Source organism: Halomonas sp. TP35, assembly GCF_052375975.1.
Lineage (GTDB): Bacteria > Pseudomonadota > Gammaproteobacteria > Pseudomonadales > Halomonadaceae > Vreelandella > Vreelandella citrativorans.
The window spans coordinates 21,064-35,360 of the sequence record NZ_JBQSUZ010000006.1 but is presented as its reverse complement, the minus strand read 5'-3'; the positions used below and the strand labels follow the sequence as shown (position 1 = coordinate 35,360).

The window sequence follows — 14,297 nt, the reverse complement described above, 5'->3', positions numbered from 1 at the left end:
GTTTATAGCGTTTGCTATTAAAATGCTTCCCAGGCTTCTGTTTCCACCTTTCTTGAAGCAGTGCCGATAGAAAGAGGCTTGGAAGTGACGGACTCGACAGGCCCCGCCGTGGATGAGGCGGATACAGGCGTTGGGTTATGAGCAACCTGAAAACGCTCAACGGTATTTCTTAACCGCGCCGCTTCATCTTCAAGCTCATTGGCGTTATGAGCGGCATGCTGAACAAGCTGGGCATTTTGCTGAACCACTTGGTCCATTTGTGCAACCGCTTGATTAACCTGAGCAATACCGTTGCTCTGCTCTTCGGAGGCTGCAGCAATTTCATCCATGATATCGTTGACCCGCTGCACTGCATCAACCAGCGCTTGCATGGTCTCACCTGCCTGATTGACCCGCTGCGTGCCGGTCTCTACTTTACCCAACGAGGTATCAATGAGCGTACGAATCTCCTTCGCCGCGTTAGCGCTGCGACTGGCCAGGCTACGCACTTCCTGAGCGACCACAGCAAACCCCTTGCCATGCTCACCCGCACGGGCAGCCTCTACCGATGCGTTAAGCGCCAGGATATTGGTTTGAAACGCAATATTATCAATCAACGTGATGATATCGGCCACTTGATGAGAGCTGGCATTGATATCCTGCATGGTTTCAACAATGCCGCTCACTTCTTCACCGCTTCGCCTCGCTGTTAACGTAGCATTTTGCGCAAGCTGGCTAGCCTGACGTGCGTTATCGGCATTGTGGCCCACCGTTGAGGCAAGCTGTTCCATACTGGAGGCGGTCTCTTCAAGCGAAGAGGCCTGCTGTTCAGTACGCGAGGAGAGGTCGTTATTACCGCTGGCAATCTGTTGAGAGCGCGCATAAATGGACGACCCACTGCCACGCACAACGCTCACTGTTTCTGATAAAGAAGCCTGCATATGCGCCATCGCAACGTATAGCCGACCTATTTCATTATTGCCCGGTGCCGAGATCTGCTGGCTTAAATCGCCCTGAGCCATGCGTTCGAAATAGCCAACCAAACGATCCAGTGGCTTAAGTACATTGACCGTCACGCCCCAAATCACCACCACGACGGTCGTCACTGTGATCACCACAATGGCGATAAGCGCCCAGCGAATGCGGCCGGTAAAGTCCGAGAATTCAGCCTGTTGAACGCTGCCATCACTGGCGGCCTGCATGATGGCTGCCCCATGCTGAAGAGCATAAAAACCGATGCCACAGGCCACAATCACCAGTAACGAAAAGGAAGCAAGTACCAGCCCCCAGCTGAGCCGCACGGTCATGTTTCCCAACATCTGCCGCATTAGCTGTGTCACAATGTTTTCTCCAAACACAACGTCACTCGCAGGCGCATTCCTTGGCGCTAGAGGGGCCGTTCAACTCGGGTAGACACGTTCCGTGTGGCCTTTTTAGTTGCAAAATAGCGGCAGTAGCCTTAACGATTGCTGGTGCTGTCCACCAATGCCATCTCTTCGCTGGTAAGCAGCTTATCGATATCGACCAGTACCAGCATGCGGTCATCCAGGCTACCAAGACCGCTCAGGAAATCAGAAGACAGGGTGACACCAAATTCAGGCGCCGGTTTAATTTGCTCAGGGGTTAACGTCATGACGTCAGAAACGCCATCGACCACTATACCCACGACGCGATCGGCGACGTTAACCACAATCACCACGGTCTGGCCACCGTACTCCACGTTTTCAAGATGGAATTTGATACGCAGATCCACAATCGGCACAATCACGCCGCGCAGATTGGTAACTCCTTTAATAAAGTCAGGCGCATTGGCAATACGCGTTACATTTTCGTAACCGCGAATCTCCTGCACCTTCAAAATATCAATGGCGTACTCTTCTTCGCCTAATGAAAATACTAAAAACTCACGGTTTTCCGCTTCATCAGCGGCGAGAACCGCCTCATTATTTACCTGACTCATGACGGCTCAGCCTCCTTATAAAAAGAGATAGGTTGATTATTAATCACTTTGCTCGCTTCTTTCTTGACCCTGCTCAAGCGATGCAGTCCTGTGATATCCAAAATTAGCGCTACGCTGCCATCCCCCAGGATGGTTGCCGCCGAAATCCCCGGCACCTTGCGGTAATTGTCTTCAAGGTTTTTCACCACTACCTGCTGCTGCCCAACCAGTTCATCAACCAGCATGGCATAACGACGTCCTTCGCCCTGCACGATGACCGCGATACTCTGGGTAGGATCCGTAATGGCGTTTTCCACATCCAGAACTTCATGAATCGCAATCACAGGCAGATATTCGTCGCGTACCTTTAAGACAACGTCGTCTCCGGCCATCGCGTACATCTCGCCTTGGGTTGGCTGTAACGATTCAAGCACAGTAGAAAGCGGCAGAATAAACGTCTCTCCACCGACCTTGATCGACATGCCATCCAGTATCGCAAGCGTTAACGGCAGCACGATCCGCGTGTTGGTGCCTTCGCCTTTTTTGGACTGGATCTCAACACGACCGCCCATTCCCTGAATATTACGTTTAACCACATCCATGCCCACACCACGTCCGGAGACGTCGGTCACGGCCTCAGCGGTTGAAAAGCCTGGCGCAAAAATAAGCTGGTAAACGTCTTCGTCGCTCATGGTGTCAGAGACGCTAAGCCCATTTTCACGTGCCTTGGCTAGCAGTCGCTCACGATCCATTCCGGCGCCATCATCGCGCACCTCAATCAGGATATTACCGCCCTGATGGCGAGCAGAAAGTACAAGCTTGCCAATACGGGGCTTGCCAAGCGCTTCGCGCTTATCCGGCATTTCAATGCCGTGATCAAGGCTATTACGCACCAAGTGAGTTAAGGGATCGGTAATCCGCTCAACCAGGCTCTTATCAAGCTCCGTGGACTTACCCTCGGTCACAAGCTCTATCTCTTTACCCAGCTTGCCCGCGGTATCGCGTACAACACGCGGAAAACGGCTAAACACGAATTCCATGGGAATCATGCGGATCGACATGACCGCTTCTTGCAAGTCTCGGGCATTACGCTGCAAAAGGCTCATGCCATTTTGAAGCGAGCTGTTGCCCACCGACTGATCGTCCAAATCGCTAACCGTTTGATCAAGCATCGATTGGGTAATAATGAGTTCGCCCACCAGATTGATAATCTGGTCGACTTTATCTACCGAAACGCGAATAGAAGAGGACTCGGCGGTCGCTTTTTTCGACTTAGCGCTGCTAGCGGGTGCTTTTTTGGCCTCTGCAGGTGGGCGCTCAGCTTCTGGTGTAGGCGGCGTCGATGTTGGGGCTACAGGAGCAGGCGGCGGCGTGCTTTTAGCCTCCTCTTGAGCAACTGCCGGGGCACCACTCGCTACACGAATCTCAATCTGCTCTGGTTCAATGATGAAACACATGACGGCTTCAATATCGTCAGCGCTGACATCGCCACTCAGTATGACTTCGTAACATTTCTCATCGCCAGACTGCGACTGAACATCGCCAAGCTGCTCAAGCTCTTCAACCAGCAACGTACGCTCTTTTTCAACCACATTAAGCAGGGCGACAATCAGTTGGTTTTGACCGGCTGAGGCTTTCGCTGGTTCTTCAGCCTGGACGACCGGTGCCGCTGCCTCCACCGGCGCATCCAATGTTTGACCAATTTCTTCCAAGGCTATCTGCTGTAATATCTGGCAAATTCTTTCGTACGCCTCTTGATTGGGCGCTTCCTCGTTGCGATAGGCATCGAGTTGCTCATGCATGATGTCTTTAGCCTCTAAAAAGGTATCCACGAGATCGGCACGCAGTACAAGCTCCCCTTTACGTGCATGATCCAGCAGATTTTCGAGTATATGCGTTGTCTTTTGTAGCACGCTAAAGCCGAAGGTACCTGCTCCACCTTTGATCGAGTGCGCCGCGCGGAAAATAGCGTTTAGCTGCTCAATGTCGGGATTATCGACATTAAGCTCCAGCAAGTGCTGCTCCATATCAGCAAGCAACTCTTCAGCCTCTTCAAAAAAGGTGTCAAAAAAATCCGCTATATCCATGCACCACTCCACTCCAACGTCATATTTTTGTCACAAGCCAACGCTAATCCGACGCATTTGTCGGCAGGGGCTCTTGCGTTAAGTCTTCGACCAGGTCATCCGCAGAAGCAGGCAGCGTGGCATCGGAACTCATCGTTCCCGGGTTACGAATCGCCTCTGCGATTTCGGGTAGCAGGACGACAAGTTCAATACGGCGATTAACCGGATCCCGAGGATCCGTATCGGGTAACACGACACGGTTAGCAAAGCCTGATACGCGCAGCAGTTGATCAGGATCAAGCCCTCCGGTTACCAGCTCGCGGCGTGAGGCATTGGCACGATCATTAGAGAGTTCCCAGTTGCTATAGCCCCGATATCCTCCGGCATAAGGCACATTATCGGTATGTCCACTAATACTAAGATCGTTAGGCAGTTCGTTAAGTAACGGCGCAATCGTACGCAGCAAATTGCGCATATACGGTGCTACCTGATCACTGCCCAGCTCAAACATTGGCCGCTGCTCGGTATCCAGCAGTTGGATACGAAGCCCTTCACGGGTTAAATCAAAGCGCATTTGCCTACGTAGCTGACGCAGCTCGGGGTCTGCCTCAATTGCGCGTTCGATGCGTTCCTGAAGATCGGTGAAGAAGCGTCGCTCCTGCGGGCTGGGCCGACTATGCTGCAGCATATCCATCCGGGCTCGCTCACCATCGCTATGGGCAGGGTCTGGTCCGCCGCCAGGAATGACTCTAGTGCTGCCCGCTTGGTCACTTCCCGTCACCGCCGTTATGAGAGGAGTACTAAAATAATCAGCCACGCCTCGGCGCGTTTCTTCACTGGACGCACTGAGGATCCACATCACTAAAAAAAGCGCCATCAGGGCGGTCATAAAGTCCGCAAACGCAATTTTCCAGGCGCCTCCATGATGCGCGTGCACCACTTTTTTGCGCCGAATAACAATTGGGCGCTTATCGCTCCCTTTACTCATGCATTACCGGCCTTCTTTGAATCGCGTACGTAGTCTTCCAGTTCCGTGAAACTCGGTCGTTCGCTAGAATGCAGCGCCTTACGCCCAAACTCGACGGCTAACTGAGGCGCATAACCATGCAGGCTCGCAAGCAATGTTACGCGGATACACTGAAGCATTTTTTCAGCCTCTTTTGCCTGGCGTGCAGCGTAGCTGGAGACAGGGCTAATGAAGCCGTACCCCAGGAGGATGCCTAAAAATGTACCCACCAGTGCAAGTGCAATCATTTCCCCCATTTGCGCAGGACTGGCATCTGCAAAGGTTAATGCCTTAATAACGCCCATAACGGCGGCGACGATGCCAAACGCAGGCATGGCATCGCCTACTTTGGCAATCGCATCCACCGGGATGTGTGCTTCTTGCTCAAACGCCTCTATTTCATGAAGCATTAACTCGTCGATTTCCATCGGCTCCATACCGCCACTTACCATCAAGCGCAAGTAGTCCGTGAGAAAGTCCATAATATGCGGGTCAGCAAGAACGGTGGGATGCTCTTGGAAAAGCGGACTCTCCGTAGGATTGTCGATATCGCGTTCAATACCCAACATCCCTTCACGACGAATTTTTGACAACAATTTGTACTGGAGCGCCATCAACTCCATATAGAGCGCTTTATTATATTTCTTGGTGCGCTTGAGCTTGGGCAATATTTTAAACGTGGCCTTAATGGCCTTACCGTTGTTCGACGCAATAAACGCGCCAATCCCTGCTCCACCTATCATCAACAGCTCTGTGGGCTGATAAAGCGGCCCAAGGCTGCCTCCTGCCAAGACATAGCCGCCAAACACAGACAGCAGTACGACCAAATAACCTATGGGAATCAGCACAAACGGTGTCCTTGCGATATCAGTTGATATATCCAGGGAACAAAACCTTCCCTCTCTATTCTGAGTTAGTGGGTAGGATTATTCCTCGTAAAGCCTTGCCGTATACTACCAGGACAGTTACGGCCTTTAATTGAAAAGAACCGCCGCCTTTTACCGCTATCTATACGTTAAAGGCACATTTGATAATTCTTTTGCCCTTCACGGATGCCGTGGCTATCTTCCTTGGCTATCTTCCTTGGCCTGCTGCAACTTACGGGTTTTACCTGCCCGCGATGGCGGCTGACAAATACCACAGATATAGTCGTGGGACGGGCTATGAGCATGAGCCACAAACTGCCCACCACAGCGGGTACAACGGCTAAACTCAAGCAGGTCGCTTTCAAAAAAGCGCACTAATGTCCAAGCACGCGTCAAACCCAATACAGGCTCGGCGCCCTCCAACATCATCTGCTCGTTGTAAAGTCGATAGGCTTTTACAAACGCTTCGATCCTCTCGCAGCAGGTGTCTCGCAGCAGGCTGGCGTAGATATTGTAAAAAAGCGATGAATGAACATTGGGCAGCCAGGTAATAAACCAATCGGTCGAAAACGGCAGCATGCCCTTGGGCGGCGACATTCCACAGACTTCTTTATAAAGCTTGATCAGTCGCGTACGGCTTAATTCGGTTTCCGTTTCCAGCACCTGCAAGCGTGCGCCTAGCTCAATCAGATCAATTGCCAGCTGCACTTGGTGCATTTCATCCACCAGGCTTTTCTGGGTCACCCCTTATCTCCTGATAATGACTCAAATGTATCGCCAGCTAACAGTAGCGAAGCGTGTAGACCAGCGAGCCCCTGATCACGCGGATTCTCAGTGATCTGACGTAGCCGCTGAGCACTCGACTGACTGAATCGACATATCAGCTGGTTAGTACGCGCCAATTTCGTCAATTGGCGAGCACTCAGCGAAGACAGCAGTTCAGCAACTTCATTATCTATTTTTAAACGAAATAGCGCTGTTTCGCGGTCTTCACTTAACAGGCGCTGCGCGAGAAGCAAATAGGCTAAATTAATTTCTTCAATTTCATCGAGATAGTTGGTGTGACTCATAGTGTTCCATCAAATGACACAGGCGCTATCTTGTAACCGTTATGCGGACGCCTTGATGACTTTTCTGCCCCTTCGCCATGGTTGCACACTATCTATATATTGGCTACTTGGCTCAATCATGGCGTTTTAGGCCCTCGTCTGACAGCTCAAATACCCACACCAGCAGCTCTGCTACTACTTGATAGAGGCGCGGAGGTATCTCTGCGTCTAAATCCAGCTGCATTAAAAGTGCTACGATCTCAGGTGCATCATGCACATAAATGCCTTGCCGGTGGGCTTCCGCCATAATGCGCTCGGCAAGCTCGCCGTATCCCTTTGCGACAACACGTGGTGCGCGTTCGTTTTCCTGGTAAGCAAGCGCAACCGCCTGGCGATGACGCTCATTCGGCATGGGCATCACTACTCTCCAGCGGCATATACCGCGCACGCACCTGCACTTTGTCCAAATCCAGCGCATTCAAACGCTGCTCTAAAGCAGGGATACCTTGCTCAAGGTACTGATGCGTGGCTTTATCGGCCGTTGTTAAATCAATACTTAACACCGCTCGATAAAACCACAATGAGACGCTAAATGCTCCTAAATTAGGCACATCCAACTGCATCTCTGAGCGCCACCCATCCTCCTCCTTATTATCACCCTCACCGTCTCCATTTTTTTCTTGGGCAGGCAGATGGATCACGAGCGCCATAAAAATGCCTGCCCAAACGTCACCCTCCCAACGAACCACAGGCATGACCAGCATGTCTAACTGCTGACGTACGATACTTTGCAAACTTTCATGGACGACTTCACGGTGCCCACGACTGCCGATAGCTTCCATGCCGCGCTCATAGGCCATGGCATCGCGCGTCAACCTGCCATTATCCTCCACACCTGGCGGCGCACTTGGCGTAAAAGCAGCCGCATTCGGCATTGGGGCTGCACGCGTGGCGGCAGTCTGATCGTTGGATACATACTGCAAAGCGCTGCCGGGCACTATTGCTTTGGTTAAAGGCGACTCGGAAAAAGACGCCTTTAATAAAAACGGCACATTAGGCGATAACGGCGCATGGAGCTGCAGCGGTGCACCTGGCTGCAGTGATGCACCAGGCGGTAGCGCAACGCCAGAGGGCAGCGCGAGTGGGCGAGGACCGGGCTGCATTTGCGGCTCTCGTAGCAGTTGCTGGCGTGCCATATCGCCTTGAAACCAACGCTTTAAATGGGACTCATAAAACAGCCCGCTATCGCGTATGCTGGACTCCAAACGTTCCGCCACCACCGTCGCCGCTGGCGCCTCTTGCACAGCCAATAAGGGCACGGGTGGCCGAATGACGGCAGGTGGCGCAGGGAAGCGCAGTAACACATCCGCAATACTGCGCGCCGCTGGACTAAAATGGGTCTGTGTTGACCCCAGCGGCGTACCCTGCGTATCACCTCGCGCCAGCAGCCTGTCACCGTTAAGTGAACCCGGGGCGCGCTTTAAATCATTCAGCAATGCCGGTTCAATACGCCCATCAAGGCGTGAATCGCCCTGCAGAGCGCGCGGCCCCTCACCAGGAGGAATCGGCTTAACAGGTTCGCTCAACGCATGCTTTAACGACACTTCACCCTGCCGACCCAGCACTTGATGCATAAGCGTATCAATCAGCGGTGTGATACCACTCACTTGGTCGCTTCTCCATCGTCAGAACCCAATGCACTAAAAGAAGCGCCCTGCTGGGGTGCGTAGGCACGATGAAGATCTCGCTGACGCTGAGAAACGCCAATTAGCTTGCCTAACTCATCTCGTCTTGCCATCAAGCGGCGCCGAATTTCCACATCATATTCTAAAATGCGCTCAAGCAATTCAGCCTTACGCTGCCTGGCGGGATCATCCAGCACCACCAAGCTATCGAGCTTGCGCACTTCCTCGACCAGCAAGACATAATGGGTGCGCTGCTCAATCAGTTCTGCCCACTGCTCGGCGCTGGCCAGCTCATGCATTTGAGTAACATGAACCAGCAGCCCCTCATACGCATCTAACAGTACGTGCGGTGCGTGATCGTGGGCATTTATGGAAGCTGCCATGAGGGCCTCATACGCTTTGCTGTTGTCCAATTTCACGCCATGCAGAGGCAATATTTTCAAGCAGTTGTTCTGCTTGATTTAAGCTTTCCTCGTCATTTCGCAAATTGGCGGTGAGTAATAAGCGAGCGATGTAGTCATAAAGTGACGCCAATCGCTCAGCAATATCGCCACCTTTTTCTTGATCAAGGGCGGCACCAAGGCCGTTATTGATAATATCCAACGCTTTGGATATTGCTTTGCCTTTCTCACTCGTGTTGCCACTTTGCATGTGAATACGCGCAGCACGAATAGATGTTTGCGCCCCCTCAAACAACAAGACAATAAGCCTATGCGGATCAGCTGACATCACGCCACTTTCGACACCAACGCGCGCATAAGCGTTAGCACCTCTTCCGTAGGCAGCACTGCCGCGAGAGTATGTCACTAGTTTGAACTCCTAATTTATAGCGGTTACTGGTCAGACAACACGGTAACCGCCGCCCACCTTTTCTCATTTAATACGAGCACACCATGCTCATCTATAAAATGATATCGGCGCAATGGCGCCAGACTTTAATGGCGCAGCCAACTTTCTTTGCAACAAAAAAGAATACCTGACCAACCCATTATAAAGTTTATGGCGTATCAGCCGATGATAGTAAGGAGGCTCAGCTATAGAGGCAGGGTTGATGCTTTATCCAAACAGACTTATCCATGGATTGTTACTACTGAATCGCTACTACTTAGCCCTTATCTTTACGAGGAACGGCTGTCATGACATCACCGCTAACGGATACCATAACAACACTATCAGCCACACCATCACCCCGCCTAACGCCGCAACAACGCTTGGACAGCACGCTTGCTCAGCTGCCAACGGCAGACAGTAGTGGCTCTCAAACTGACTCAGGAACTACCGCCGTAACAAAAGGCGAGCTGATTGAACCCATCCAGCGTATTAACGCGGCGATGCAAGCGCATGGAATAGAGTTCGATGTTAGCGATGAGTCATCACGTATTGTTACACGCGTTATTGACCGGGAGTCTGGGGACGTCATTCGCCAAATCCCTTCAGAAGAAGTACTGGCCATTGCTGAGCGTCTGGAAGAAATGCAAGGACGCCTTATTTCACTAGAGGTATAAAGACTCGGCAAAGCTTTCTTCAAACAAGCGCCAGCTAACGCAACACTTACTTATTTCTGGCACCTTGTTTGAAGGAAGCTTCAAGCCACTACACTTGCATATTCATTACGTCGCGATACGCAGTCACCAAACGGTTACGCACCTGAAGCCCCATCTGGAAGGCAACGCTCGCTTTTTGCATATCCACCATAACGTCGTTTAGCTCAACGCTCGGCTCTCCTGCCTGAAACGCCATGGCTTTTGCATCAGCCGCTTTTTGAAGACGATTAATACGCTGAATAGAAGCCTGTAGCTCGCTACCAAAACCGCCCTGCCCTACTGCCGTCGAGACATGCTCACCTTTTAACGGTTGCGCTGCCGCTTGCGTCGCGAGCCCTTGCATTTGTTGAAGCGCTGCTTGTATTGCCGGCGTACTCATACATAAGCCTCATCAGCTTTAAATAAAGTAATGGGCAAAGCCTAACACTGCTGGCACTGCGCTCATACGTACAATTGCGCACTAAAAGCCAAGCTTTTCGTTCATTTATGCTCGACACACCTCGGGATAATGGCGCCCATCACAATTCCGCCTTTTCTTCCAGGCGGATAACCGCGATTGACGGATATAGCCTATGCCTTCTTTGGTGATGCGCCTGGGCCGGCATCTGTTTTGCTTACCCCTTTGGAGGGATGCATGAGTGAAACCGGTGCAACGGCAGGCCGTCAAAATAGCACGACACAAAGCACTCCCCGTAATGGTCCAACAGACAGCGATGTAAAAAGCAGTCCTATGGTTGAGCGCCTGTTAAAACAGTTACGTGGTAACCCGCTGGTAGTGCTGCTGATTGCAGGAGCAGCCTCTATTGCTCTCGTCGCCGTACTATTCATGTGGGCAAGCAGCCCCGAGTACCGCGTTTTATACAGCAATCTTACCGAGGCGGATGGTGGCCAAATTATTGCAGAGCTTGATAGCCGCTCCGTGCCCTATCAGTTTAGCCAAGGCGGCCAGGCACTACTGGTACCAAGTGATCAGATATATACACTAAGGTTGCAGCTTGCCGAGCAAGGGCTGCCTCGTGGCGGCAACCTCGGCCTTGAGTTAATGGATACCCAAGCGTTTGGTATTAGCCAGTTTGCTGAACAGGTTAATTACCAGCGTGGCCTGGAGGGTGAGCTTGCCCGCTCAATTGAGTCACTAGGGCCTGTTGAGCGGGCTCGCGTTCACCTTTCGCTGGCCAAGCCATCCGTGTTTATTCGTGACCGCGAACCAGCCAAAGCCTCCGTCATATTGACGCTGCTACCCGGCCGAGTGCTCGGCGAGGGGCAGGTAAGCGCCATTATCCATATGGTATCCAGCAGTGTTCCCGAGCTTGCCGCAGAGGATGTCACGGTTGTTGATCAAAATGGTCGCCTTCTGTCTGCCAATACCTCGAAAGGTAATGATCTTGACGGCTCCCAGCTTGAGTATATCGCGGAAGTAGAGCGCTCTTATCAGCAGCGCATCGAGCATATTCTTACGCCTATCCTGGGCCAAGCCAATGTGCGCGCGCAGGTCGCCGCACAAATCGACTTTTCAAGCCGAGAGCAAACCTCTGAGCGCTATGGCCCGAACCAGCCGCCCAATGAAGCGGCCGTACGTAGTCGCCAGTTGAGCCTCTCCTTTGACGGTGACGACCCGTTGGCAAGCGGCATTCCTGGGGCACTAAGCAATACGCCGCCCGGCACGGCCCCCTCTCCCATTAATCAACAAGAAGGTGAGGAAGGCGACGGGGAAGAAGCCGATGACGTGCCGCCTGAAGCATTGCGTAGTCTGCGTCAGGAAGATGTGGTCAATTATGAAGTCGACCGTAGCATTGAACATGTACAGCATCGACTGGGGCAAATTCAGCGGCTTTCTGCGGCCGTCGTAGTTAATTACCGCGACACCGTTAATGCCGAAGGTGAGCTTGAGCGCATCGCATTAACGGACATTGAAGTTGCCCAAATCGAGCGTTTGGTACGCCAGGCAATGGGCTTCTCTGAAGTGCGAGGGGATCAAATTGAAGTGGTGAATTCACCCTTTGCCGATACCCGCGAGGATGCGGCTGAAACCGATTGGTGGAAAGATCCAGGCACACTCGCGATTGCCAGCACTCTGGGGCGCTACCTGCTTGTCGCGCTTGCTGCCTTGTTGCTTTATCTACTTATTTTACGCCCCTTGATCAAGCGTTATACGCAGACACCCGCTGTAGCACCAGCCCTGCCAGGCCAAACGCTTGCGACCAGCGTGGGTGGCGGAGTGGAAGACGAGGCTGAGGATGAAGCGCTTGATGAGGAAGGTAACACCTACAGCAACAAGCCCAAGCGAAACCGCAAAACGTCGCTATACGAACACAATCTTAATGACCTGCGTGACATGGCACAGGATGACCCACGCATGATCGCCATGATTATTCGCAGCTGGATGAATGCCAATGAGTAGCGAACTAGCCGACATGAGCGGCGCTCGCAAAAGCGCCATTCTTCTGCTCGCTCTTGATGAAGACAGCGCGGCAGAGGTGTTCAAGTACCTAAGTGCCAGCGAAGTACAAGATATCAGTATGGAAATGGCGCGCCTGAATCAAGTATCCCATGAGGATATGAAGGCCGTACTTGAAGCGTTCCATAAAGAGACCGAAGAGTTTGTCGCGCTCAATCTTAATTCCAGCGAGCATATCCGTTCTGTGCTCACCAAGGCATTGGGTAGCGAACGCGCTACCAGCCTGATTGAAGATATCATGGAAACAACCGGCGGCAACTCGGGTATTGATGCGCTCAACCTGATGGAAGCCTCCATGGTTGCAGAGCTGATCCGGGATGAGCATCCGCAGATTATCGCGACGATTCTGGTTCATCTTGACCGCCATCAAGCGGCAGATATCCTTGAGCACTTTGAAGAAAAACTGCGTAACGATGTCGTCTTGCGTATCGCCACGTTTAGCGGTGTTCAGCCCGCCGCACTGCAGGAACTCACCGAAGTGCTCACCAGCATGCTGGATGGTCAGAACCTTAAGCGCAGCAAGATGGGCGGCGTGAGAACCGCGGCCGAAATCCTCAACCTGATGAACTCTTCCCAGGAAGAGACAGCAATCGAAACCGTTCGCGCGCACAACGAAGACCTTGCCCAAAAGATTATCGACGAAATGTTCTTGTTCGAAAATCTACTCGACCTGGACAACCGCGCTATTCAAATGGTGCTTCAGGAAGTCGAAACCAATTCGCTGGTGGTGGCGCTCAAAGGTGCACAGGATGCATTGGTCGACAAGTTCTTGCGCAACATGTCCCAGCGCGCCTCAGAGCTCGTTCGCGAAGACATGGAAGCACGCGGGCCAATTCGTGTCTCACAAGTTGAAACGGAGCAAAAAGCCATTCTACAAGTGGTGCGCCGCTTAGCAGATTCAGGTGAGATCGTACTGGCCGGAGGAGATGACGAATATGTCTAATTCGTCGTCTCCTGAGTTTGACCGCCATCGCAGCTGGCAACGCTGGCAAATGGAGGAGCTTGCCCCGCTACATCAAGAAAGCAACCACGCGCCTGCGGCGCCGTCTGCACACCAGCGCAAAGTGCTGGCTGCACAAAAAGCGGCCGAACAGGCACATCAGCGCGAACAGCAGGAGCGTGAGGAACGTTATGAACGTCTTCGCCAGGAGGCTGAAAAGGCGGGCTACCAGGCCGGGTTACAACAGGGTCATGAAGAAGGGTTAGCAAAAGGTCTGGAAGAGGGCCGCACCCAGGCAAAAGAAGAGCTTCAAGAACAGATTCATCAAGCGGTTACGCCTTTGCATGCGCTAGCTAAACAGTTTACAGATGCCCTAGAGCGTATTGATGAAACTATCGCCCATGATCTTGTGGCGCTGTCATTGGCGACAGGCAAGCAGTTGGCTGGCGAAGCCCTGCAAGAAACACCCGAACAAATTCTGAATATTGTGCGTGAGCTTCTACATACGGAGCCACCGCTGGTTGGGCAGCAGCGTCTGTGGCTAAATCCTGAAGACCATACCCTGGTAGAAACTCATCTAGGTAATGAGCTTAGCGCCGCCAACTGGAAATTACAGCCTGACGACCAGTTGGCGCGAGGTGGTTGTCGAGTCACCAGCGCTCAGGGTGAATTAGATGCCACTTTTGAAAGCCGCTGGCAGGCGATCCAGTCCCAGGCCCGTAAGCGTCATTCACCCAATACTACGTCTTCATAGGCGGACCTCGC

General features: G+C 52.4%; 16 protein-coding genes. 4 read left to right on the top strand and 12 right to left on the bottom strand.

The features are described 5' to 3' along the window. Positions 1-17: 17 nt before the first annotated feature. The 11 genes from ACT3RU_RS09115 to fliS form a co-directional block, all read right to left on the bottom strand. Positions 18-1,307, bottom strand: coding sequence for a methyl-accepting chemotaxis protein (locus tag ACT3RU_RS09115; protein ID WP_176372208.1), 1,290 nt, complete (start codon positions 1,305-1,307; stop codon positions 18-20). A gap of 131 nt (positions 1,308-1,438) precedes the next feature. Continuing rightward, positions 1,439-1,939, bottom strand: coding sequence for a chemotaxis protein CheW (gene cheW / locus ACT3RU_RS09110; protein ID WP_192527281.1), 501 nt, complete (start codon positions 1,937-1,939; stop codon positions 1,439-1,441). Continuing rightward, entirely contained in the window at positions 1,936-4,005 is a 2,070-nt protein-coding gene (gene cheA, locus ACT3RU_RS09105; RefSeq protein ID WP_192527280.1) for a chemotaxis protein CheA, read from the bottom strand. Before cheA ends, cheW begins: the two co-directional genes overlap by 4 nt. Before the next feature lie 43 nt (positions 4,006-4,048). Then, on the bottom strand, positions 4,049-4,972 hold the full coding sequence (gene motB, locus ACT3RU_RS09100; protein ID WP_192527279.1) for a flagellar motor protein MotB: 924 nt from the start codon (positions 4,970-4,972) through the stop codon (positions 4,049-4,051). Then, complete coding sequence (gene motA / locus ACT3RU_RS09095) at positions 4,969-5,838, bottom strand: flagellar motor stator protein MotA (RefSeq protein ID WP_192527278.1); 870 nt, start codon at positions 5,836-5,838, stop codon at positions 4,969-4,971. The genes motB and motA overlap by 4 nt, the downstream gene beginning before the upstream one ends. A gap of 213 nt (positions 5,839-6,051) precedes the next feature. Continuing rightward, positions 6,052-6,600 (bottom strand): flagellar transcriptional regulator FlhC, encoded by a 549-nt coding sequence (flhC, locus tag ACT3RU_RS09090; RefSeq protein WP_192527277.1) that lies wholly within the window; start codon positions 6,598-6,600, stop codon positions 6,052-6,054. Further along, entirely contained in the window at positions 6,597-6,926 is a 330-nt protein-coding gene (flhD, locus tag ACT3RU_RS09085; RefSeq protein ID WP_192527276.1) for a flagellar transcriptional regulator FlhD, read from the bottom strand. Before flhD ends, flhC begins: the two co-directional genes overlap by 4 nt. 112 nt (positions 6,927-7,038) lie before the next feature. After that, a complete protein-coding gene (locus ACT3RU_RS09080) occupies positions 7,039-7,323 on the bottom strand; it encodes an EscU/YscU/HrcU family type III secretion system export apparatus switch protein (protein WP_192527275.1) in 285 nt (94 codons plus the stop codon). Continuing rightward, positions 7,307-8,572 carry a flagellar hook-length control protein FliK gene (locus ACT3RU_RS09075; RefSeq protein WP_192527274.1) on the bottom strand — a complete coding sequence of 422 codons (1,266 nt, stop codon included), beginning with the start codon at positions 8,570-8,572 and terminating at the stop codon, positions 7,307-7,309. Before ACT3RU_RS09075 ends, ACT3RU_RS09080 begins: the two co-directional genes overlap by 17 nt. Then, positions 8,569-8,973: a flagellar protein FliT gene (gene fliT, locus ACT3RU_RS09070; protein WP_192527273.1), complete on the bottom strand. Its 405-nt coding sequence runs from the start codon at positions 8,971-8,973 to the stop codon at positions 8,569-8,571. The genes ACT3RU_RS09075 and fliT overlap by 4 nt, the downstream gene beginning before the upstream one ends. A gap of 7 nt (positions 8,974-8,980) precedes the next feature. Beyond that, a complete protein-coding gene (fliS, locus tag ACT3RU_RS09065; RefSeq protein ID WP_087109068.1) occupies positions 8,981-9,397 on the bottom strand; it encodes a flagellar export chaperone FliS in 417 nt (138 codons plus the stop codon). A gap of 329 nt (positions 9,398-9,726) precedes the next feature. On the opposite strand from fliS, the gene ACT3RU_RS09060 reads away from it, so the two are divergent. Further along, positions 9,727-10,095, top strand: a complete 369-nt coding sequence (locus tag ACT3RU_RS09060; protein WP_192527272.1) for a flagellar protein FlaG — start codon at positions 9,727-9,729, stop codon at positions 10,093-10,095. Between the two features lie 88 nt (positions 10,096-10,183). On the opposite strand, the gene fliE is transcribed toward ACT3RU_RS09060, so the two are convergent. Further along, positions 10,184-10,513, bottom strand: coding sequence for a flagellar hook-basal body complex protein FliE (gene fliE / locus ACT3RU_RS09055; protein WP_192527271.1), 330 nt, complete (start codon positions 10,511-10,513; stop codon positions 10,184-10,186). Between the two features lie 255 nt (positions 10,514-10,768). Here fliE and fliF point away from each other — a divergent pair, with 255 nt between their 5' ends. Genes fliF through fliH form a run of 3 tightly spaced genes read left to right on the top strand, consistent with a single transcriptional unit; the run spans position 10,769 to position 14,286 of the window. Then, on the top strand, positions 10,769-12,535 hold the full coding sequence (gene fliF / locus ACT3RU_RS09050) for a flagellar basal-body MS-ring/collar protein FliF (protein WP_192527270.1): 1,767 nt from the start codon (positions 10,769-10,771) through the stop codon (positions 12,533-12,535). Continuing rightward, positions 12,528-13,535, top strand: coding sequence for a flagellar motor switch protein FliG (gene fliG / locus ACT3RU_RS09045; RefSeq protein WP_192527269.1), 1,008 nt, complete (start codon positions 12,528-12,530; stop codon positions 13,533-13,535). Before fliF ends, fliG begins: the two co-directional genes overlap by 8 nt. Then, entirely contained in the window at positions 13,528-14,286 is a 759-nt protein-coding gene (gene fliH / locus ACT3RU_RS09040) for a flagellar assembly protein FliH (RefSeq protein ID WP_192527268.1), read from the top strand. The genes fliG and fliH overlap by 8 nt, the downstream gene beginning before the upstream one ends. Positions 14,287-14,297 lie beyond the last annotated feature (11 nt).

Coding starts and splice junctions, on each gene's coding strand:
- ACT3RU_RS09115 (WP_176372208.1), bottom strand. CDS start 1,307: ATGCGGCAGATGTTGGGAAACATGACCGTGCGGCTCAGCTGGGGGCTG.
- cheW (WP_192527281.1), bottom strand. CDS start 1,939: ATGAGTCAGGTAAATAATGAGGCGGTTCTCGCCGCTGATGAAGCGGAA.
- cheA (WP_192527280.1), bottom strand. CDS start 4,005: ATGGATATAGCGGATTTTTTTGACACCTTTTTTGAAGAGGCTGAAGAG.
- motB (WP_192527279.1), bottom strand. CDS start 4,972: ATGAGTAAAGGGAGCGATAAGCGCCCAATTGTTATTCGGCGCAAAAAA.
- flhD (WP_192527276.1), bottom strand. CDS start 6,926: ATGAGTCACACCAACTATCTCGATGAAATTGAAGAAATTAATTTAGCC.
- ACT3RU_RS09080 (WP_192527275.1), bottom strand. CDS start 7,323: ATGCCCATGCCGAATGAGCGTCATCGCCAGGCGGTTGCGCTTGCTTAC.
- fliT (WP_192527273.1), bottom strand. CDS start 8,973: ATGGCAGCTTCCATAAATGCCCACGATCACGCACCGCACGTACTGTTA.
- ACT3RU_RS09060 (WP_192527272.1), top strand. CDS start 9,727: ATGACATCACCGCTAACGGATACCATAACAACACTATCAGCCACACCA.
- fliE (WP_192527271.1), bottom strand. CDS start 10,513: ATGAGTACGCCGGCAATACAAGCAGCGCTTCAACAAATGCAAGGGCTC.
- fliF (WP_192527270.1), top strand. CDS start 10,769: ATGAGTGAAACCGGTGCAACGGCAGGCCGTCAAAATAGCACGACACAA.
- fliG (WP_192527269.1), top strand. CDS start 12,528: ATGAGTAGCGAACTAGCCGACATGAGCGGCGCTCGCAAAAGCGCCATT.
- fliH (WP_192527268.1), top strand. CDS start 13,528: ATGTCTAATTCGTCGTCTCCTGAGTTTGACCGCCATCGCAGCTGGCAA.